The sequence below is a fragment of the Pseudomonadota bacterium genome (genome assembly GCA_034189865.1).
Lineage (GTDB): Bacteria > Pseudomonadota > Gammaproteobacteria > UBA5335 > UBA5335 > JAXHTV01.
Window position 1 is genome coordinate 1 of the sequence record JAXHTV010000015.1, and the last position, 19,706, is coordinate 19,706.

The 19,706-nt window shown below is 58.1% G+C and carries 18 protein-coding genes; 6 read left to right on the forward strand and 12 right to left on the reverse strand.

The window, feature by feature from the left end:
• The 6 genes from SVU69_08520 to yacG all read left to right on the forward strand — a co-directional run.
• Nucleotides 1–590, forward strand: a 590-nt coding sequence (locus tag SVU69_08520) for an ATPase, T2SS/T4P/T4SS family (GenBank protein MDY6943044.1), incomplete at its 5' end; no start/stop codon positions are given.
• 10 nt (nt 591–600) lie between these two features.
• Nucleotides 601–1,821 carry a type II secretion system F family protein gene (locus tag SVU69_08525; GenBank protein ID MDY6943045.1) on the forward strand — a complete coding sequence of 407 codons (1,221 nt, stop codon included), beginning with the start codon at nt 601–603 and terminating at the stop codon, nt 1,819–1,821.
• A gap of 32 nt (nt 1,822–1,853) precedes the next feature.
• Nucleotides 1,854–2,726 carry an A24 family peptidase gene (locus tag SVU69_08530; GenBank protein MDY6943046.1) on the forward strand — a complete coding sequence of 291 codons (873 nt, stop codon included), beginning with the start codon at nt 1,854–1,856 and terminating at the stop codon, nt 2,724–2,726.
• Between the two features lie 34 nt (nt 2,727–2,760).
• A complete protein-coding gene (gene coaE / locus SVU69_08535; protein ID MDY6943047.1) occupies nt 2,761–3,417 on the forward strand; it encodes a dephospho-CoA kinase in 657 nt (218 codons plus the stop codon).
• Between the two features lie 18 nt (nt 3,418–3,435).
• Complete coding sequence (gene zapD / locus SVU69_08540) at nt 3,436–4,227, forward strand: cell division protein ZapD (protein MDY6943048.1); 792 nt, start codon at nt 3,436–3,438, stop codon at nt 4,225–4,227.
• Nucleotides 4,228–4,253: 26 nt separating this feature from the next.
• Entirely contained in the window at nt 4,254–4,442 is a 189-nt protein-coding gene (yacG, locus tag SVU69_08545) for a DNA gyrase inhibitor YacG (GenBank protein MDY6943049.1), read from the forward strand.
• Nucleotides 4,443–4,446: 4 nt separating this feature from the next.
• On the opposite strand, the gene SVU69_08550 is transcribed toward yacG, so the two are convergent.
• The 12 genes from SVU69_08550 to murG form a co-directional block, all read right to left on the reverse strand.
• Complete coding sequence (locus SVU69_08550; protein ID MDY6943050.1) at nt 4,447–5,406, reverse strand: Nudix family hydrolase; 960 nt, start codon at nt 5,404–5,406, stop codon at nt 4,447–4,449.
• A 39-nt stretch (nt 5,407–5,445) separates the two neighbouring features.
• Complete coding sequence (gene argJ / locus SVU69_08555; protein ID MDY6943051.1) at nt 5,446–6,657, reverse strand: bifunctional glutamate N-acetyltransferase/amino-acid acetyltransferase ArgJ; 1,212 nt, start codon at nt 6,655–6,657, stop codon at nt 5,446–5,448.
• An 84-nt stretch (nt 6,658–6,741) separates the two neighbouring features.
• Nucleotides 6,742–9,465, reverse strand: coding sequence for a preprotein translocase subunit SecA (gene secA / locus SVU69_08560; GenBank protein MDY6943052.1), 2,724 nt, complete (start codon nt 9,463–9,465; stop codon nt 6,742–6,744).
• Between the two features lie 128 nt (nt 9,466–9,593).
• Nucleotides 9,594–10,733: a M23 family metallopeptidase gene (locus SVU69_08565; protein ID MDY6943053.1), complete on the reverse strand. Its 1,140-nt coding sequence runs from the start codon at nt 10,731–10,733 to the stop codon at nt 9,594–9,596.
• A 336-nt stretch (nt 10,734–11,069) separates the two neighbouring features.
• Complete coding sequence (gene lpxC / locus SVU69_08570) at nt 11,070–11,984, reverse strand: UDP-3-O-acyl-N-acetylglucosamine deacetylase (GenBank protein ID MDY6943054.1); 915 nt, start codon at nt 11,982–11,984, stop codon at nt 11,070–11,072.
• Nucleotides 11,985–12,129: 145 nt separating this feature from the next.
• On the reverse strand, nt 12,130–13,275 hold the full coding sequence (gene ftsZ / locus SVU69_08575; GenBank protein ID MDY6943055.1) for a cell division protein FtsZ: 1,146 nt from the start codon (nt 13,273–13,275) through the stop codon (nt 12,130–12,132).
• A gap of 60 nt (nt 13,276–13,335) precedes the next feature.
• Complete coding sequence (ftsA, locus tag SVU69_08580; GenBank protein MDY6943056.1) at nt 13,336–14,562, reverse strand: cell division protein FtsA; 1,227 nt, start codon at nt 14,560–14,562, stop codon at nt 13,336–13,338.
• 14 nt (nt 14,563–14,576) lie between these two features.
• On the reverse strand, nt 14,577–15,347 hold the full coding sequence (locus tag SVU69_08585) for a cell division protein FtsQ/DivIB (GenBank protein ID MDY6943057.1): 771 nt from the start codon (nt 15,345–15,347) through the stop codon (nt 14,577–14,579).
• A complete protein-coding gene (locus SVU69_08590) occupies nt 15,344–16,309 on the reverse strand; it encodes a D-alanine--D-alanine ligase (GenBank protein MDY6943058.1) in 966 nt (321 codons plus the stop codon). The genes SVU69_08585 and SVU69_08590 overlap by 4 nt, the downstream gene beginning before the upstream one ends.
• Nucleotides 16,306–17,193: a UDP-N-acetylmuramate dehydrogenase gene (gene murB, locus SVU69_08595; GenBank protein ID MDY6943059.1), complete on the reverse strand. Its 888-nt coding sequence runs from the start codon at nt 17,191–17,193 to the stop codon at nt 16,306–16,308. The genes SVU69_08590 and murB overlap by 4 nt, the downstream gene beginning before the upstream one ends.
• On the reverse strand, nt 17,190–18,635 hold the full coding sequence (gene murC / locus SVU69_08600) for a UDP-N-acetylmuramate--L-alanine ligase (GenBank protein MDY6943060.1): 1,446 nt from the start codon (nt 18,633–18,635) through the stop codon (nt 17,190–17,192). The genes murB and murC overlap by 4 nt, the downstream gene beginning before the upstream one ends.
• On the reverse strand, nt 18,632–19,693 hold the full coding sequence (gene murG, locus SVU69_08605) for an undecaprenyldiphospho-muramoylpentapeptide beta-N-acetylglucosaminyltransferase (protein MDY6943061.1): 1,062 nt from the start codon (nt 19,691–19,693) through the stop codon (nt 18,632–18,634). The genes murC and murG overlap by 4 nt, the downstream gene beginning before the upstream one ends.
• Between the last annotated feature and the right edge of the window lie 13 nt (nt 19,694–19,706).

Here is a 19,706-nt window from a genome sequence, read left to right on the forward strand (position 1 = left end):
CAAAAGTCGGCCTCACGTTCGCGTCGTCCTTGCGGGCCTTCCTGCGGCAAGATCCGGACGTGATCATGGTTGGCGAAATCCGGGACCTGGAAACCGCCGAAATCGCGATCAAAGCAGCACAGACGGGGCACTTGGTGTTATCCACACTGCACACCAACGATGCACCGAAAACCTTGGAGCGTCTGGTCAACATGGGCGTCCCTCCCTTTAATATCGCCGCCTCGGTGAACCTCATCATTGCGCAAAGGCTGGCCCGTCGTTTATGCAGCAACTGCAAAACACCGGCCGATCTACCGAGAGAAGCCCTGTTGGATGCCGGATTCCGGGAAGACGAGCTGGCGGAGGTCAATGTCCACGCCCCTAAAGGTTGCGACCAATGCACCGACGGATACAAGGGACGGGTAGGGATCTACCAAGTCATGCCCGTGTCGCGGGAGATCGGGCGAATCATCATGGAAGGTGGCAACTCTATGGATGTGGCGGCGCAAGCGGAGAAGGACGGCATTAACGACTTACGCCGTTCGGGTTTAAACAAAGTCCGCGATGGATTGACGAGTTTGGAAGAAGTTAACCGGGTAACCATCGATTAAGGCCGCAATTATGGCGAACCAATCAGTAAAAAATGCGACGTTTGCCTGGGAAGGCAAAAATAAAGCGGGCAAGGTAGTCAAGGGACAACAGTCCGGCCCCAGCGAAGCCGTGGTTAAAGCCATGCTTCGTCGCCAGGGCATCAACCCCACCTCCGTAAAGAAACAAAGCGCGCGCAGTGCACGAAGCAAAACCAAGAAGATCAAACCGGTGGAAATCGCCATTTTCTCCCGCCAGTTGGCGACCATGATGGCGGCCGGCGTGCCCTTGGTCCAGGCGTTCGACATCGTAGGCCGCGGGAACGACAATCCCGCCATGCAAGTACTGGTCATGGGCATCAAGACCGAAGTGGAAGGCGGAGCCTCCCTGGCCGAATCATTGGCCACCCAACCTCGCTACTTCGATGACCTGTACGTAAACTTGGTGGCCGCAGGAGAAAAATCCGGGACACTGGAAACTCTGCTCGACAAAATTGCCCTGTATAAGGAGAAATCGGAAGCGATCAAGGCGAAGGTCCGAAAGGCGATGACCTATCCGTCGATCGTACTCACGGTCGCTCTGGTCGTTACCGGTATCCTGCTCTATTTTGTGGTACCACAATTCGAAGGCTTGTTCGGCAGTTTCGGGGCCGATTTACCGGCTTTTACCAAAATGGTCATCTCGCTCTCGGAGTTCGTTCAGGCTTGGTGGTGGATCATCCTCGGCTCTATCGGCCTTATGTTTGCCACCATATCTTATTTCAACCGCACCTCGGCCACGTTCCGAAAGGGCCGCGACCGGCTTCTACTTCGCCTGCCCGTTATCGGTAAAATTTTTTATAAAGGGTCCATCGCCCGATTCGCACGGACCTTGTCCACCATGTTCGCAGCCGGCGTGCCGCTGGTTGAAGCCTTGGACTCGGTCAGCGGCGCCACTGGGAACATCATCTTTCAGGAAGCGGTGCAGAACATGCGTGAACAGGTAGCGACCGGGCAACAACTCCACATCACGATGCAAGCGAGCGGATTGTTTCCCAACATGGCCGTACAAATGATCGGAATCGGGGAAGAATCCGGTGCCTTGGACGACATGTCAGCGAAAGTCGCCGAATTTTACGAGGCGGAAGTCGATAACATGGTAGACAACCTAAGCACGCTGCTTGAACCAATGATTATGGCCATACTGGGTATCTTGGTGGGTGGACTGGTGACGGCCATGTACCTTCCCATATTTCAGATGGGTCAAGTCATTTAATGCCCGTCACGCCTTAAGGAGCCACAAGCGCCATGGAGTTGATCGCCGTATTGGAGGCCGAACCGGCTTTGTGGCTAACGACGACGCTCATTCTGGGTCTATTGGTCGGCAGTTTTCTCAACGTCGTCATTCTCCGGCTCCCACCCATGCTGGAATACCGCTGGCGTGAGAACTGTCGAGAATTTCTGCAACAGCCCGCGTCCGACAACGCGCCCCCCCCGGGTCTCGTGAGTCCGCGATCATGTTGTCCGAACTGTGGTCACAGCATCGGTGCCCTGGAAAATGTGCCAGTCCTTAGTTACATCGCGTTACAAGGCAAGTGCAAAGGCTGTCACGCGCCCATCAGTATCCGATACCCCGCCATCGAGCTACTCACCGGTGGTATTTCTTTGCTGGTGGCTTGGCATTTTGGCGTCAGCTGGGAAGCGATCGGCGCGCTCGGATTGAGCTGGGCGTTGATCGCTTTAAGCTTCATCGACATCGACCATCAACTATTGCCAGACTCCATCACACTGCCCGGTATCTGGGCAGGCCTGCTTTTCAGCCTGTTCGCTAAACTGAGCGACCCGATTTCCAGTATTCTCGGCGCGGTACTCGGGTATCTAGCTCTATGGTCGGTATACCAGCTTTTTCGCCTGCTGACGGGGAAAGAGGGTATGGGCTATGGCGACTTCAAGCTCCTGGCGATGATTGGCGCTTGGACGGGTTGGCAGGCATTACCCGGCACCATTCTGTTATCCTCCCTGGTTGGGGCCCTGTTGGGCGGTACAATGCTCCTGGTTGGCGATCGCGAACGGGAACAGCCGATTCCCTTTGGCCCCTATCTAGCAGTTGCCGGATGGCTCATGTTGGTGTGGGGCGAGCACATCAATACCGGCTACCTCCGGTTCGCCGGACTCGCGTGAGTCCGGGACAAGACCAGGCCTGGATGGGAAACACATGTTCATTGTCGGCTTGACTGGCGGTATCGCCAGCGGTAAATCGACTGTCGCTCATCATTTCGAGCGCTTAGGAATAGCGGTGATCGATGCCGACCAAGTCGCCAGGGAAGTTGTCGAACCTGGCGAGCCCGCCCTCGCTAAACTACGGGAAATTTTTGGCGAAACTATTATCGACGCCAAAGGGCGGCTGGATCGCGCCCGAATGCGCGACATTGCTTTTGCCGACCCATCGCTTCGGCGTCAGCTCGAAGCAGTGATGCATCCGGCGATCGGACAACGGATGCAAGAAAAATTGCGAGCTGCCAACAGCCCTTACGTGATTCTCATGGTGCCACTTTTGGTCGAAACCGGGCAGCATCGACTGGTCAATCGAGTCTTGGTGGTGGATGTGCCAGGGCAACAACAGCTGGAGCGACTGATGGCGCGTGACGGTATCAACTTGGAACAGGCCAAGGCAATATTGGCTGCCCAAACGGACCGCGAACAACGGCTCGAAGCCGCCCACGATGTCATTGAGAACACCGACTCGACTGATGCGTTGGCGGATATCGTCTTGCAACTACATGCGTCCTATACACGCATGGTTGACCAACCCGAACTACGGGCCCGGCGCTTCCATTTTGGGCCGAAAACGTCGGCACCCGCCCTGAGCTGAGATGGAATAATACGTGTCATGGAACACGCGACACTCGGACGAACCGTAGAATTCGAGCACCCACTCAATGAACGTGTGCGGAAACTCATGCGGCTCGAATTTCTCCTGGCTCAAACCCGGCATCATTTGTCGGGACGTAGCGGATGGGACACCCGGGCTGCCATTGGCTCGATGCTTGAAACCCTAGAAGGGCTCGGCCGCAGCGATATCAAGGGTGAGCTGATTCAGGAAATGGATCGTCAGCGCGGTCACCTGGAACAACTTAGGCATCGGGCAGGAATCGATCAGGAAGAACTCAACAAGCTGCTCGGTGAGTTACGAGACCTCACCGATCAACTCCACACACTCCCAGGGCAGCCTGGGCAAATCCTGCGGGAAAACGAACTGATCAGTTCGTTTCGTCAACGAATGACCATTCCCGGCGGCACCGCATACTTCGATTTACCCGGGCTCCATCGTTGGCTTAACCAGCCCCTGCACCAACGCCAAGAGACACTTTCGGGCTGGTACAGCCAGTTCACGCTTCTGGAGCAATGTCTAGATATGGTTTTGCGACTGATCCGCGAAACAGGAAAACGAACGCTGGAGGTCGCCCGCGGCGGCATCTACGAACAAGTACCCGATGCGGAACGCCCTTGCCAACTATTGCGGATCGCGCTCCCCGTCGACTGTGGCGCATATCCGGAAATCAGCGCCGGACGACATCGCATTACCATTCGATTCGTGACCCAAGTATCGTTGGAACAACGACCCTGCCAGGTCACCGATGACCTGGAGTTCCGACTGGCCTGTTGTCGAGGCGCCACATGAAGAGAAAAAACATGTTCGATCCCGGCATGCAATCGCGCATTGGCCGATGCCCGACGTGTGGCGAAACCACGGACGTGGGCCATGCCAACCCGGCCCGGCCATTTTGTAGCCGTCGTTGCAAGCTCATCGATTTGGGCGGATGGTTAGAAGAAAGCCGCAGTATCCCGGTGACGGACGCCGACCTTCCAGAGGACAACTCGAACACACGAAACTAACCTGTTAGTGTTCGCCACGCCACAGACCGCGAATGGCAGCTATTCCTTGGGCACCGGCGCCCCTGGCCGTGTCCAAATCCTCATGCTTCATACCCCCGATGGCATACACCGGAATGGTGGTTCGGTCAGTCAGGATGCGAAACTGATCCCAACCGAGGGTGGGACCTTCGGGATGGGATCGGGTGTTGCAGACCGATCCCAAAACCACAAAATCCAAGCGCATCTCCTGGGCGAGAGCCAGCTGTTCATGATCATGGCAGGATGCAGCAACCAAGAACTCCCTCCCGGCAGGACGAGATTCCGGCCGGTAAGCTCGCAAACGAGCAGCATTGAGATGGACACCATCGAATCCCAACGCTTCGGCCTGGACACTATCGCCATTCAATAGCACACGCGCCCCGGCCGCATGGCAGATCGGCAGGCACCGCGCGGCGAAGGTTTTCAATGATTGTTCAGTCGCGCTGGGGAGGCGAAGCTGAATAAGTCGAGTACCTCGATCCAGCGCTTGGATCAACCCGCGCTCCAACCCACCGATATCGCACGCCATATCAGGCGTAACTAAATAATGGTCAGGAAGGTCGAGAGCACGGACGATGGGCTCATTGGCAGATGGCAATTGCCAGCGTTTTAAATCCGCCGGCGCAACCCAAGCCAACCGCTGCCCCTCCCGACCACGGGGTTGGCCGTGATATCGAATCACGGTCCACACGTCGAGCAATACACGCTTCTCCGGGTAGGCATGGGGCAAACGGATCAAGGGCCGGGCCACATCCACGACGATGCCCAATTCCTCGAGCAATTCGCGGGTTAACGCGGTGCTCACGGACTCTTCGGGCTCCAGCTTTCCGCCCGGAAACTCCCAGTAGCCCGCCAAGTGTTTACCCGTAGGTCGTTGTGCCAACAAGACGCGGCCTTCGCGATCCTGAATCACACCAACCGCAACATGGATATCACCCAACGCCATCAAAATCTCGACAGAATAACCGCCTCTAAAATGGCAATTTCAGGTTCTGTAGTCCGCATTGATACGAACATAGTCGTAACTCAGATCGCAGGTCCATACGGTGGTTACCGCATCGCCACGACCAAGATCGATACGAACCGTGATCTCGTCACGGTTCATGACAGACTGTCCGCGTGATTCACAATAGGCCGAATCCGGCATGCCATCGGTGACGACCGGAACATCATCAAGCTGAAGGGAAACCCCCGAGATATCGAGTTCGGGAATCCCAGCTCGGCCGACCGCGGCCAGGATTCGCCCCCAGTTGGGATCACTGGCAAAGAATGCGGTCTTAACCAAAGGAGACTGGGTGATCGTATCGGCGACCTGACGGGCTTCAGATTGATCTCGCGCGCCGTGAACTGCAACCGTAATAAACTTGGTTGCGCCTTCCCCATCCCGGACGATGGCCTGTGCCAATTCGACGCATACTTCTTTCAGCGCACGATTGAATTCCGACCAACCAGGCCCACCCGATCTCAATGCAGCGGCTTTTCCGGTGGCAGCGATCGCGCAAGCATCGTTGGTTGAGGTATCGCCGTCGACACTAATGCGATTGAATGAAACCTCCACGGCATCCTCTAAAGCCTTTTGCAGATCATCAGATGAGACTGCCGCATCGGTTGCCAAAAACGCCAGCATGGTGGCCATGTCGGGCCGGATCATGCCTGCCCCCTTGGCGATTCCACTGAGCGTCACCGTGTGCTCGCCCACACGCACGTGACGAGTCGCACCTTTGGGGCGGGTGTCTGTGGTCATAATGCCTTTCGCGGCATCACCCCACCCATCGGCCGACAAATCGACAACCAACCGGGGCACGACGGCTGCGATCCGCTCGGCGGGCAGTTGTTCTCCAATCACACCTGTAGAAAACGGTAAGACCGCTTCCGGTTGACACCCGAGCGCGCCTGCCACTGCCTCACAGCAGACCCTAGCGGCTTTCAGACCCGCTGGGCCGGTACCGGCATTGGCATTACCACTGTTGATCAAAAATGCCCGGGGCGAACACCGCGTTAGATGCTCTTTGGCCACCAACACGGGAGCGGCACAAAACGCGTTGCGCGTAAATGTGGCCGCACATGTGGTCCCCTCATCGAAGCGAAACAGCACGACATCCGGTCGATTCGCTCGACGAACACCCGCACTGGCCGTCGCTGCGAGAACCCCCGCTACTGATGCTACGGGACCAAACGAATCAGGACCAACCGCCATGGCGATATCGATAACCTTTGCTCGCTGATGGAAAGAATCGCTGTTAAAACACGAATCATGTGCCGCCGGCCGATAGCGACATGGTCATGTCAACCGCCCATGACACTGTTTGAATTTTTTGCCCGACCCACAAGGACAGGGTTCGTTACGTCCCACCTTGCGTTCGCCGCGCACAAAGGGCTGCACCGCTTGGGCACCTTCGGTACCGGTCGCCGGAAGAGCCTCTTCGCCGACGGACTCGGGCGACGCCGCACCGGGATGGCGAAACTGCATGTGGGTCGGCCTTGCCCGCTGCTCCTCAATCGCTTCCACATCTTGAGGATCCCGAACGTGGATTTTGTAAAGCAAGCCCACAGCATCGTGCTTGAAACGCTCCAGCATTTCGGAGAACATCTCGAAAGCCTCGCGCTTATACTCTTGCTTGGGGTTTTTCTGTGCATACCCGCGCAGGTGGATCCCTTGACGCAGATAATCCATTGCCGCCAAATGCTCTCGCCACAGACCATCCAGAACCCGCAACATGACGGATTTCTCGATCTGCTGCATGACTTCGGGACCGATGCGCTCGGCGCGCGCATTGTACTCGGAGGTCAACGCCTCAAGAATACGCGCGCGTAAACTGCGTTCGTTGAGTTCGGGCTCTTGTTCAAGCCACTGCTTTATGGGCAGATCGATCTGATACTCGCGCGTCAGATGCTCTTCTAAGCCCGCGACGTCCCACTGCTCTTCAACACTCTGGGGCGGGATAAATTGACTGATCAGTTCTTCAACGACGTCCGCCCGCATAGAATCGAACATTTCATCAGTTTGAGCGCCCGCCAGCAGTTCGTTTCGCTGCTCATAAATCACCCGACGCTGATCGTTTGCGACGTCGTCGTACTCCAACAGTTGTTTTCGGATGTCGAAGTTGTGCCCCTCGACTTTGCGTTGCGCGTTTTCGATCGCTCGCGTCACCCAGGGATGTTCAATGGACTCCCCTTCCTCCATGCCCAGGCGTTGCATCAGCCCGGTGAGGCGACCGGATCCAAAAATGCGCAGCAAGTCATCTTCCAAGCAAAGATAGAATCGACTGGATCCGTGATCGCCCTGACGTCCGGCACGACCTCTTAACTGATTGTCAACGCGTCGGGATTCATGACGCTCGCTGCCGATAATGTGCAGACCACCGGATTCCAACACTTTTTCCTGACGTTCCCTAGCGGCCGCCCGTATGGCTTCGATCTGCTCTGGTAATCCCTCCTCACCCAGAGCCTCGATCTCCATTTCCGGGTTACCGCCCAACACGATATCCGTTCCACGACCAGCCATATTGGTGGCGATTGTCACCGCTCCGGGGCGGCCCGCCTGGGCGATAATCTCCGCCTCTCTTGCATGCTGCTTGGCGTTGAGAACTTCATGCGGAATTTTAAGCTTGGTCAGCTGCCTTGAGAGCAACTCGGAGTTTTCGATGGATGTGGTGCCGACCAAAACGGGTTGCTGGCGGTTCCTGCAGGCCTGGATATCTTTGGCGATCGCATCGAACTTCTCCCGCTTGGTCATGTAGATCTGATCGGGGTAATCCTCGCGAACCATCGGCTTGTTAGTCGGAATGACGACCACTTCCAAGCCGTAGATCTGCTGGAACTCGTATGCCTCGGTGTCCGCCGTACCGGTCATCCCCGCGAGCTTGTCGTATAGACGGAAGTAGTTCTGGAACGTGATCGACGCCAGAGTCTGATTCTCACTCTGGATCGCCAGCGACTCTTTGGCCTCTATCGCCTGATGGAGACCGTCCGACCACCGGCGCCCCGGCATCGTTCGCCCCGTAAACTCATCGACGATGACCACTTTTCCGTTCTGAACGATGTAGTGAACATCCTTGTTAAACAGGTGATGGGCACGGAGTCCGGCATTGACGTGATGCATCAGCAGGATATTGCTCGCGTCGTATAGGCTTTGCCCTTCCGGCAACAGACCAGCGTCGGCCAACAGCGTTTCGACGCGCTGATGACCCGCATCGGTCAAATGCACCTGCCGGGTTTTTTCGTCGATACTGAAATCTCCCGGACCATCTTCGGTTTGTTGTGGTTCAAGCCCGGGAATCAGGGAATTGATCTGGCGATAAAGTTCCGTGTTCTCGTCCGTTGAGCCGGAAATGATCAAAGGGGTCCGGGCTTCATCGATCAAGATGGAATCGACTTCATCGACGATGGCGAAATTCAGGGGACGCTGCACTTTGTCCTCGGCTTGAAAAGCCATGTTATCGCGCAGGTAATCGAATCCGAACTCGTTATTGGTACCGTACGTCACGTCCGCAGCGTAAGCCGACCGCTTCTCTTCCGGCGACTGGCCGCTAAGAATCACGCCCACCGACAAGCCAAGAAACTCATACAACGGGCGCATCCATTCAGCATCACGCTGTGCCAAATATTCGTTGACAGTGACAACATGCACGCCCCGACCGGATAAGGCATTCAAATAGACAGGAAGTGTTGCGACCAAGGTCTTACCTTCCCCGGTGCGCATCTCGGCAATCCGACCTTGGTGAAGAACCATCCCGCCCATGAACTGGACATCGAAATGCCGCATATTCAAGACGCGTTTGCCGGCTTCCCGAACGGCCGCAAAGGCTTCCGGCAACAAATCGTCGAGTGAAGCTCCCGCCTCCGAGCGCTCCTTGAGGATCTCAGTTCGACCTCTCAAGCTGGCATCGTCAAGGGCGGCCAACTCATCTTCCAGCGCATTGGCCTTATAAACGATTTTTGACAAGCGACGAACGTTTCGATCGTGCCGTGTACCGACAATCTTGCGAAAGACTTTGCTAATCATTGCTCAATCTGCATAAAAAAATAGACTTTGCCCGGGGATTCAGCCGCGCCGAAAAACGCCAGTCTACCGTGTTTTTCAGGAAGAATGGGGCCTGGGGGGCTAAACCTTATGCCGACCCGAGTCCAGGGTCAATGATTCGCGGCGTAGATGAATTTTCGCGGGTTGATGGTCTTGCCGTTGTGCAAAACTTCGAAGTGAACATGAGGGCCTGTAGAACGCCCGGTCGACCCCATACGTGCAATTTGCTGACCCCGGCTGACCTTCTCGCCGACGGCAACCAACACCTCACTGTTGTGACCGTAGCGGGTTCGATACCCGTTGCCATGATTAATTTCAATCAGCTTGCCGTATCCTTGGCGCGCGCCCACCTGGGCAACCAATCCATCCGCGACGGCGATGACAGGCGAACCCGTTTTGCCGGCGAAATCGATGCCATCGTGAAAGGCACGCCGCCCGGAGATGGGATCGTTCCGAACACCGTATGGGGAAGACAACCACCCACTGACAATAGGCCGTCCTTGAGGAGAAATGGCATCCTGCAACTGACGATCAAGCAATAGATTTTCCAATACCGCCAGTTCGTGGTAACGGCGCTGCAACGCGCGGTCTATGGTATCGGCCGCCGTCACCAACTCCGTCGCGGTCGTTGGCGAAACGCGCTCGTCGGACTCCGACTCCGGGCCACCCAGCGCAGGTGGTCGATCGAAGTCGAATTCGGCCGAATCCAGTTTCGCCATTTGCACCAAACGACTGCCCAGTGCCTCAATGCGAATCACTTTCGCCTCCATCTGCCCAAGCTTGCCTGACAGTGCATTGACGGCGTGTTCTGCCTCCTGCTTCGCCTTAAGAATCTCGGACCTTTGCATTGCCAACGCCTGATAGGCCCAATCCGGATTCGCTCGATCAGCGGCAGAAAACGCCAGTTCACTGCGGCCCAGTGTAAAGCCGACCGTGGCTGCCCCACCAACCAATGCCACCAGCAGAATCACACTAAGCGACAGAAATAGCCCACCCGACAAATCAAATTGTCGAACAGCACTTTTGCGCTTCGTGAGGAAGATCAATTTCATGGCAAATGGTGTATGTTGTTTACATCTGGTCTTGTGATACTGAAAAAACCGACGATGCCCATCCGCCAGCGCCTGAAACCCATAGATCACCACTGTCGAGCAGAACCGACGATGCGGGAAATCGTGGAACGCGCAAAACAGCTCCGGCGCTTGGACCGAAATCTCGGCCGCCAGCTCCCATCGCCTTTGGCAGAACATTGCCGCGTCGCCAACGTCACAAACAATACGCTTATCGTGCTGGCGGACGATCCAACCTGGGCCGCACGATTACGCTACGCGGCGCCCAGTATCCTGTCTTTGTTATCGGACGAAACAGACCTCGCCTTAACCGCAGTTCAGGTCAAGGTTGCGCCCCCTTCGGCGCCGAGTCGCAAGGTGACCCGCCAGAGACTTCGCTTGTCCGAGAAAAATGCCGCGGGACTGCGAACCCTGGCCCTTAACATATCAGACCAAAAACTCGCGGAAAAAATCCTTCGACTTGCCCAACACGGGGAACGCTCCACTGACACGTTCCCCGAAGCCGACCAAATAGTATCAAGTCGCCAGTAACGGACTCAAAAATGAAATCGGTGCGGCATCGACATCCTGGAATGTGACCTGCTCCCATGCCGACTTGTTCGCCATCAATTTACGGAGCAGTTTGTTGTTCAAATCATGCCCGGATTTGTGACCGCTAAAGGCACCGATCAAACTGTGCCCAAGCAAGTAGAGATCGCCGATGGCATCGAGAATTTTGTGCTTAACGAACTCGTCGTCGTAGCGGAGCCCTTCTTCATTCAAAATGCGGTAGTCGTCCACCACGATGGCATTGTCCAGGGTACCGCCCAAAGCCAAGTTGTTCTTCCTGAGTAGTTCGATATCACGAACGAACCCAAACGTTCGAGCACGACTGACTTCTTTCACGAACGAAGTCGTCGAGAAGTCCACCTCCGCCCGATTACTGTGATTTTTGAACACCGGGTGATCGAAATCGATCAGGAAGCTGACCTTGAATCCCTCGAACGGGTCAAATCGCGCCCACTTGCCATCGCTTTCTTTCACTTCCACCGGTTTCTTAATACGGATAAAGCGCTTGGGCGCTTCCTGCTCGACAATTCCGGCAGACTGAATCAGAAAGACAAAGGGACCGGCGCTGCCATCCATGATCGGAACTTCCGCAGCACTGAGCTCCACGAAGGCGTTGTCGATCCCAAGACCGGCCAACGCCGAGAGCAAATGCTCAACCGTGGCGACTCGGATATCGTCGCGAACCAAGGTCGTGGATAGCCGGGTGTCTCCGACATTTTCCGGGCTGGCCTTAATCTCGGGTTCACCCGGCAGATCGACCCGCCGAAATACAATGCCGACATCGACCGGTGCCGGGCGCAAGGTGAGAAACACCTTCTGCCCGGAGTGGAGCCCGACGCCGGTCGCACGAATCACATTTTTTAGGGTGCGCTGCTTCAACACATCCGGTGTCCTTTTAGTTGAACGGCCTTTTGAGACTACCCAGCGGATCGCAAGTTCAGCGCCCGACTGAAATCAGACATACTTCGGCCAAAACCGATTATAACCCAGATATATTTCGGCCCAAACCGCGAACAGTTAATCTCATTCAATCCGCCTGCCGTCTCAGAAACGCCGGTACGTCCAGGTAGTCCATATCGACATCGGTGGGCGCATGTCGTTCACCGACGACGCGCTTGCGAATAACCGTTGGACGATCCAGCTCCGAATAGTTCACCTCGCCACTGTTGTTACGTTGGACCAACTTGGCCGGTGGGTGATCCGGTTGATGGTTAATCGCCGACCCGATACCGGTGGCCACCACCGTCACTCGCAACTCGTCACTCATCTCAGGATCGATCACCGTACCGACCACGACGGTCGCATCGTCGGAAGCAAAATCCTTAACCGTGTTGCCAACTTCCTCGAATTCTCCGATGGCCATATCCATACCGGCCGTCACGTTGACCAGGATGCCACGGGCGCCCGCGACATTGACTTCGTCCAGCAAGGGGCTGTTTAAGGCCTTCTCGGCTGCCTCCCGGGCCCGGCCCTCGCCGCTGGCTCGCCCGGTCCCCATCATCGCCATGCCCATTTCCGACATCACGGTGCGTACATCGGCGAAGTCGACGTTGATCAAGCCCGGGCGGGTGATGAGTTCGGCGATCCCGGAAACAGCGTTGAGCAGCACCTCATCCGCTGCTTTAAATGCCTGAAGCAGGCTGGCTTGTTTACCGAGCACCGTCAGTAAACGTTCGTTGGGAATGGTGATAAGGGAATCGACATTCTCGCTCAGAGCGGCGATACCGTGTTGGGCAACCGCGGAGCGCTTGGTACCTTCGAAGGGAAACGGCTTGGTCACCACGGCAACGGTGAGAATGCCGAGCTCTTTGGCAATGTGGGCAACCACCGGCGCTGCGCCCGTCCCCGTTCCGCCGCCCATACCGGCGGTGATGAACAGCATATCGGTCCCGGCAATCACATCCGCAATGCGCTCGCGATCTTCCATAGCGGCTTGCCGACCAATCTCCGGATTGGCACCGGCACCCAGACCCTTCGTAATCCCCGATCCCAGCTGCAACGCGGTTCGACCGGCGCTGTTGCTTAGCACCTGGGCATCCGTGTTCGCGGCAATAAACTCGACACCTTCGATACCGGCCTGAACCATATTCTCCACGGCGTTACCGCCGCCACCGCCGACGCCAATAACCTTGATCACCGCGTTTTGCGGATAAGAATCCATCAACTCAAACATATCTTGACCTCCTCTCATACTTCACACCCCGCCAAATACAATCGAAAACACATCGGGTATTCAGAAATTCCCCTGAAACCAACTCTTCATCCGAGCCCAGATACTGCGTATCCCAAGCTCCATCGGCTCGGCGCGATTGGCGCCGGTTTGACTACCGAAAAGCAATAGGCCAACGCCGGTCGCATGGATGGGATTGCGAACGACATCGGCCAAGCCGGTCACGTGTTCGGGCACGCCGAGACGTACCGGCATATGAAACACTTCTTCCGCCAGCTCGACGGCACCTTCCATCTTGGAACTGCCCCCGGTGAGAACCACGCCGGCGGCCACTAAGTCTTCAAACCCGCTGCGCCTGAGCTCAGCGAGAATCAATCCGAACAATTCCTCGTACCGCGGCTCCACCACCTCGGCCAAGGTCTTGCGCGCCAATCGTCGCGGCGGCCGATCACCCACGCTAGGCACATCAATGCTCTCGTCCGGACTCGCCAGTTGAGGTAGTGCGCAGGCGTACTTCAGCTTGATCTCTTCCGCATGGTGACTGGGCGTGCGCAGCGCGACGGCGATGTCGTTGGTGATTTGATCACCAGCAATGGGAATCACCGCGGTGTGGCGGATCGCCCCATCGGTGAACACGGCGATATCCGTCGTGCCGCCGCCGATGTCCACCAGACAAACTCCTAGATCCTTTTCATCCTGAGTCAGCACGGAGTAGCTGGACGCCAATTGCTCAAGGATGATGTCATCGACATACAAACCGCAGCGACGTACGCATTTGGTGATGTTCTGAGCGGCACTGGCCGAACCGGTCACCATGTGTACCTTGGCCTCCAGGCGGACACCCGACATGCCGATGGGCTCTTTGATGCCCTCCTGCTCGTCAATGATGAATTCCTGAGGCAGGATGTGGAGGATCTTCTGATCAGCCGGAATGGCAACGGCGCGCGCTGCATCAATCACCCGGTCAACGTCCTCCTGACGAACCTCCCGGTCGCGGATAGCGACGATGCCGTGGGAGTTCAGGCTCCGCACATGGCTGCCGGCAATCCCGGTAAACACCGAATGGATTTCGCAGCCCGCCATCAATTCGGCTTCTTCCACCGCCCGGCGAATGGACTGCACCGTGGATTCGATGTTCACCACCACGCCCTTTTTCAAACCGCGCGAGGGGTGCGATCCCAGACCGATGACCTCAATCCCGTTATCGGTGATCTCGCCAACGATGCAAACGACTTTGGACGTCCCAATGTCGAGTCCAACGATGAGGCTGTTTTCCGGCTTCTTCGCCATCTCCCGATCCCTATTCAGTTATCCGTTGTGGGCATTGCCGATCGCACTGCGAACCCGTTGGGATAACGCAGGTCGATGTATGCCAATTGGTTCAAGCGGTCTCGCACCGCCGGCAAGCCGAGCTTGAGAAAATGCGACAAGGTGGCTTGAGGCCGACCTTGGCCCATACGAAGCTCCACACCCTGCGCCAGGGTGGCGCGCCAGCTTCCGCGGTGATCGACTGCCAGCTCCACCAATTGCAGCTGCCGTTCGGCCAGCAGATTGCGACAGTCCTGATAAGTCATCAGGACCTTTTTCTCGCTGCCCTCCGGGCCGTTGAGCAGCGGCAGATCAATCGAGTCGATAGCCTCGGCGAAACGTTCACCGCGGCGATTCAACAGCGCCAGCTCCCCCCAACGGGCCACCGGAGCGTGCTCCCAGATTTCTATCCGGATCACATCGGGCCAGCGGCGGCGGACATTGACCTGATCCACCCACGGCAACGACTCGACGGCATCGGCTATGGTGGCCAGCGGCGTACCGAAAAATCCCGCGGACACATACGGACGGATGACCTCTTCGATTTCCGCCAAACCCACCGCCACGAATGGCCCTTCAATCTCGACCCGACGAATGGGCCGCCACTCGGTCAAGGGCACCTGGGCCAGCGCGTAGCCCGCCCCCGCCAGCGCCAGCACAGCCGCCACGACTCCGCCGGCCCGCAGGGAGCCGACGGCCCTCACGCGCTCGCGGAGCGAGTCCTTTTGGGTTGTGGAGGTTATCGGGGTTCTGCGATTGCGGGTCATCTCCGGCCTCCCTCGGGGTCCGAGATGCTCGTTTCCAGGATCCGCCACACCAACTCTTCAAACGCGATGCCCGCGGCTTTGGCGGCCATGGGAACCAGACTGTGATCGGTCATGCCCGGGATGGCATTCATTTCGAGCAGCCAAGGCTGGCCAGCCTCATCAAGCATGAAATCGATGCGCCCCCAGCCTCGCCCGTCCAGAGATGCGAATGCCCGCCGGACCAGATGCACCAGCTCTCCCTCGACCGCGTCGCCCAAGCCACTGGGACAGAAATAACGGGTGGTGGAGGCTTCGTATTTGGCCGCATAGTCGTAAAAGCGGTGAGGCGTCTCCAACCGAATCATGGGCAGTACGTCACCGTCCAAAATGGCGGCCGTGTACTCGCGACCGCGGATAAAGGCCTCGGCGATCACTTCGGAGTCGAATTTTCGTGCTTGCTCGAATGCCACGTGGAACTGGTCTTTCCCGTCTACCAGACTCATCCCCACGCTTGAACCTTCGTGGCTGGGCTTGATGACCATGGGCAAGCCCAACTGGTCGGCGGCGCGCTCCATATCTGCCGCGCTGGCGATCGACAGATAGGCCGGCGTCGGCAAATCCTGCGCCCGCCAGATTTGCTTGGTCCGCACCTTGTCCATGCTTAAGGCGCAGGCCAACACACCGCTCCCGGTGTAGGGAATCCCCAATAGCTGCAGCGCGCCCTGAATCACCCCGTCCTCGCCACCTCGCCCGTGTAAGGCGATGAAGGCACGATCGAATCCACCGCCCATGAGATGTCGGACGACGTCGCCATCGACGTCCACCGCTTCGGCTGCCACGCCCTGATCAAGAAGCGCCCGATGAATGGCCGCCCCGCTTTTCAGAGAAACATCCCGCTCTGCGGATTGGCCACCCATCAGGACGGCAACTCGCCCGAACGCGCTGGGATGAGTGCAACGGCGGGCCTGGGCGGAGGTATTCATTCCGACCTCCCGACGATCCGCACTTCCGGCTCCAGATCGATATCAAATTGCGACCGCACGGCGTTTTGGATCCGACGAATCAATGCCTCGATATCCGCCGCAGTGGCGCCACCGAGATTGACGATGAAATTGGCGTGTTTGGCAGACACCTCGGCGCCACCGATACGTAGCCCCTTGAGCCCGCAGGCTTCAATCAACCGGGCGGCGTGGTCGCCTGCGGGATTGCGAAACACCGAGCCACAGCTCGGAACACCCAATGGCTGGGTCGCGCTCCGTTTGGCCAACAGCGTCTTGATCTCGGAGGTTTCATCGGGCCTGGCCACGGGAAACTCGAAACGGGCCGCTACAAACCACTCATCTTTTTGCGGAGAAATCACGGTTCGATAGCCCACGCGATACTCCCTGGGCTCCCGCCACCGCATGACCCCGCTGCGGTTAACCACCCGTATCGCGACGACGTGCCTCCAGGTCTCGCCGCCAAAGGCACCGGCATTCATGGCCAGAGCACCACCCGTCGTGCCGGGAATGCCGGCGAAAAAATCGGCCTCCGCCAAGCCCCAACGGGAACAGCGACGGGCCAGTTTGGCGCACGAAACACCGGACTCGACCTCCACGAGTCCGCCCTCGCAACGCGTGATTCCGGTCAACGCGCTCTGGGTGGAAATCACGGTGCCTTCCAAGCCGCCGTCTCGCACTAGGAGATTGCTGCCCAAGCCTAGCCAGAACACCGGCTCATCGGGTGCCAAGCTGCTGAGAAACTCCACCAGATCGTCCAAATCCGCCGGTCGATAGAAACGGTCGGCCGGACCGCCCACACGCCAGGAGGTATGACGGGCCATGGGCTCCGCGCCGCGCAGTTCGCCGCGTAGCAGGTCCGGCGTCATGACCGTTCGTCTCCAGCGTTCGAAAGCCGCTGCGCCAGCACTGGTGGCATTCGGCCGATATCGCCCGCGCCCAAAGTCAGAACCAGGTCGCCATCGCGGATGATGTTGGCCAACGCGCCCGGTAACTCATCCAAACTGGAGACAAAAACCGGTTCGAGCCGTCCCCGGTTCCGGATCGCGCGCGCCAACGCATGGGCGTCGGCGTTGGGAATCGGCGATTCCCCGGCCGCATAGACCTCGCAAAGCAGCAAGCAGTCCGGCGTAGAGAGCACCTGCGCGAAATCGTCAAACAAATCTCGCGTGCGAGAATAACGATGGGGCTGAAAAATGGCCACCAGTCGACGATCCGGCCACGCTTCCCGGGCCGCTTTCAATGTCGCCGCCAATTCGGTGGGATGGTGCGCGTAGTCGTCCACCAGCAACGCTTGTCCATCGGTCAATTCAATCGAGCCGTAAGATTGGAAACGCCGACCGATACCTTGGAAATCCTTGAGGGCACGGCGAATCGCGTCCAACGGCACGCTCAACTCATAACCGATGGCGATCGCCGCCAGCGCGTTCAAAATGTTGTGCTGCCCCGGCAGGTTGAGCACGACCTCGCCACCCGTGCCATCCGGCAGTTCCAAAACAAAACGGCTCGTGGGACCGTTCGTTTGGACATCACGGGCCTGCACATCGGCTTGCTCGTGGAAACCGTAGGTCAGCATCGGTCGCCCCACTTCGGGTAGCGCCTCCGCCAGCACCGGGTCATCCAGACACAGCACGGCCAATCCGTAGAAAGGCAAATTCTGCAAGAAGTCGAGAAACGTTTGCCTCAACTGGCGGAAGTCCCCACCGTAGGTGGCCAGGTGGTCGGCGTCCACATTGGTCACGACCGCCATCATCGGCTGCAGATGCAAGAACGACGCATCGCTTTCGTCGGCTTCGGCCACCAAATACATCCCCGAGCCCAAACGGGCATTGGTCCCGGCGCTGTTGAGCCGTCCTCCGATGACAAAGGTGGGGTCCAAGCCGCCCTCGGCGAGCACACTGGCGACCAAACTGGTGGTGGTGGTCTTACCGTGGGTGCCCGCCACCGCAATGCCGTAGCGAAAACGCATGATCTCCGCCAGCATCTGCGCCCGGGGAATCACCGGCACATGTCGCTCCAAAGCGGCCTGGACCTCGGGGTTGTCGGCCTCCACCGCGCTGGAGACCACCACCACATCGCAGTCCGCCACATGCTCCGCGGCATGCCCCAGAAAAACTCGCGCGCCCAGGCCCGAGAGGTGATGCGTCACCGCATTAGCCCGCAGATCGGAGCCGGTCACCTCGTAACCCAGATTCAACAATACCTCGGCAATACCGCCCATCCCGGCACCGCCGATACCCACGAAGTGGATACGCCGAACTCGACCCATTCGGGCCAACTGCGTCACGGAGCTGGCAACCGGTGTACTCATGCCGGCCCTCCCAGCTCCATTAGCGCATCGGCCACCGCCCGGGTCGCTTGCGGTTTACCCAAAGCGCGCGCCGCTTCGGCCATACGCAGCAATTGCGCCCGATCGCTCACCAAGGGTTTCAGGGTATCGGCCAAACGCTTGGGGCTCAGTTGATCTTGCGGCAACAACACGGCGGCACCGGCATTCACCAGCGATTGGGCGTTACGGGTTTGGTGATCGTCGACAGCATGCGGGTAAGGCACCAACACCGAAGCCAAACCCGCTGCAGACAATTCCGCGATGGTCAGCGCACCGGAACGGCAAACCACCAGATCCGCCCAGCTATAGGCCTGTGCCATATCGTCAATAAAAGGCTCTACCTTCGGATCGCCCGGGAAAGCCTGGTAGGCCTTCATTGCCGCTTCCAGATTTCGTCCACCGGCTTGGTGTCGCACCTCGATGGCCTCGTGTGTCACCAATCGGCTGAGCGCCTTGGGCAACAGCTCATTCAAAGCGACCGCGCCCTGGCTTCCGCCCAATATCAGGATGCGAACGGGCCCGCTGCGGCCTTGCATGCGCTGTCGTGGTGGCGGGAGCTGAGCGATCTCGCTGCGGATCGGATTGCCGACCACTTCCGGCCGGTATTTTTCGGGCAATGCGCCGGGAAAAGCCATCATGAGGCGACGACTCAGCGGCGCCAAAGCCCGGTTGGTCCAACCCGCCACCGCGTTCTGCTCGTGCACCAGCAACGGCCGTCGCAACAGCCAAGCGCCGAGGCCCCCGGGACCGGAGGCGAATCCACCCATGCCCAGAACCGCGGAAGGACGAACGCGAATCAGAATCCATAACGCTTCGGCCAAGGCCAATAGCAAGCGCAAAGGCGCGAGCGCCCACGATAGAGTTCCCTTGCCGCGAAGCCCGCGTACCCGAATGGTGTAGAGCGGAATATGCGCTTTCGGCACCAATTCGGCTTCCAGGCCATGGCGGCTGCCCAACCAGACCACCTCGCCCCCGCGGGCTAACAATTCACGCGCGACCGCCAGCGCCGGAAAGACATGTCCGCCGGTGCCACCTGCCATGATGAGAATGGGC

Excerpts from the sequence above, each read along its gene's own strand:
- SVU69_08525 (MDY6943045.1), top strand. The coding sequence starts at position 601 with ATGGCGAACCAATCAGTAAAAAATGCGACGTTTGCCTGGGAAGGCAAA.
- SVU69_08530 (MDY6943046.1), top strand. The coding sequence starts at position 1,854 with ATGGAGTTGATCGCCGTATTGGAGGCCGAACCGGCTTTGTGGCTAACG.
- coaE (MDY6943047.1), top strand. The coding sequence starts at position 2,761 with ATGTTCATTGTCGGCTTGACTGGCGGTATCGCCAGCGGTAAATCGACT.
- zapD (MDY6943048.1), top strand. The coding sequence starts at position 3,436 with ATGGAACACGCGACACTCGGACGAACCGTAGAATTCGAGCACCCACTC.
- yacG (MDY6943049.1), top strand. The coding sequence starts at position 4,254 with ATGCAATCGCGCATTGGCCGATGCCCGACGTGTGGCGAAACCACGGAC.
- SVU69_08550 (MDY6943050.1), bottom strand. The coding sequence starts at position 5,406 with ATGGCGTTGGGTGATATCCATGTTGCGGTTGGTGTGATTCAGGATCGC.
- argJ (MDY6943051.1), bottom strand. The coding sequence starts at position 6,657 with ATGGCGGTTGGTCCTGATTCGTTTGGTCCCGTAGCATCAGTAGCGGGG.
- secA (MDY6943052.1), bottom strand. The coding sequence starts at position 9,465 with ATGATTAGCAAAGTCTTTCGCAAGATTGTCGGTACACGGCACGATCGA.
- SVU69_08565 (MDY6943053.1), bottom strand. The coding sequence starts at position 10,733 with ATGTTCTGCCAAAGGCGATGGGAGCTGGCGGCCGAGATTTCGGTCCAA.
- ftsZ (MDY6943055.1), bottom strand. The coding sequence starts at position 13,275 with ATGTTTGAGTTGATGGATTCTTATCCGCAAAACGCGGTGATCAAGGTT.
- ftsA (MDY6943056.1), bottom strand. The coding sequence starts at position 14,562 with ATGGCGAAGAAGCCGGAAAACAGCCTCATCGTTGGACTCGACATTGGG.
- SVU69_08585 (MDY6943057.1), bottom strand. The coding sequence starts at position 15,347 with ATGACCCGCAATCGCAGAACCCCGATAACCTCCACAACCCAAAAGGAC.
- SVU69_08590 (MDY6943058.1), bottom strand. The coding sequence starts at position 16,309 with ATGAATACCTCCGCCCAGGCCCGCCGTTGCACTCATCCCAGCGCGTTC.
- murB (MDY6943059.1), bottom strand. The coding sequence starts at position 17,193 with ATGACGCCGGACCTGCTACGCGGCGAACTGCGCGGCGCGGAGCCCATG.
- murC (MDY6943060.1), bottom strand. The coding sequence starts at position 18,635 with ATGAGTACACCGGTTGCCAGCTCCGTGACGCAGTTGGCCCGAATGGGT.
- murG (MDY6943061.1), bottom strand. The coding sequence starts at position 19,693 with ATGGCAGGTGGCACCGGCGGACATGTCTTTCCGGCGCTGGCGGTCGCG.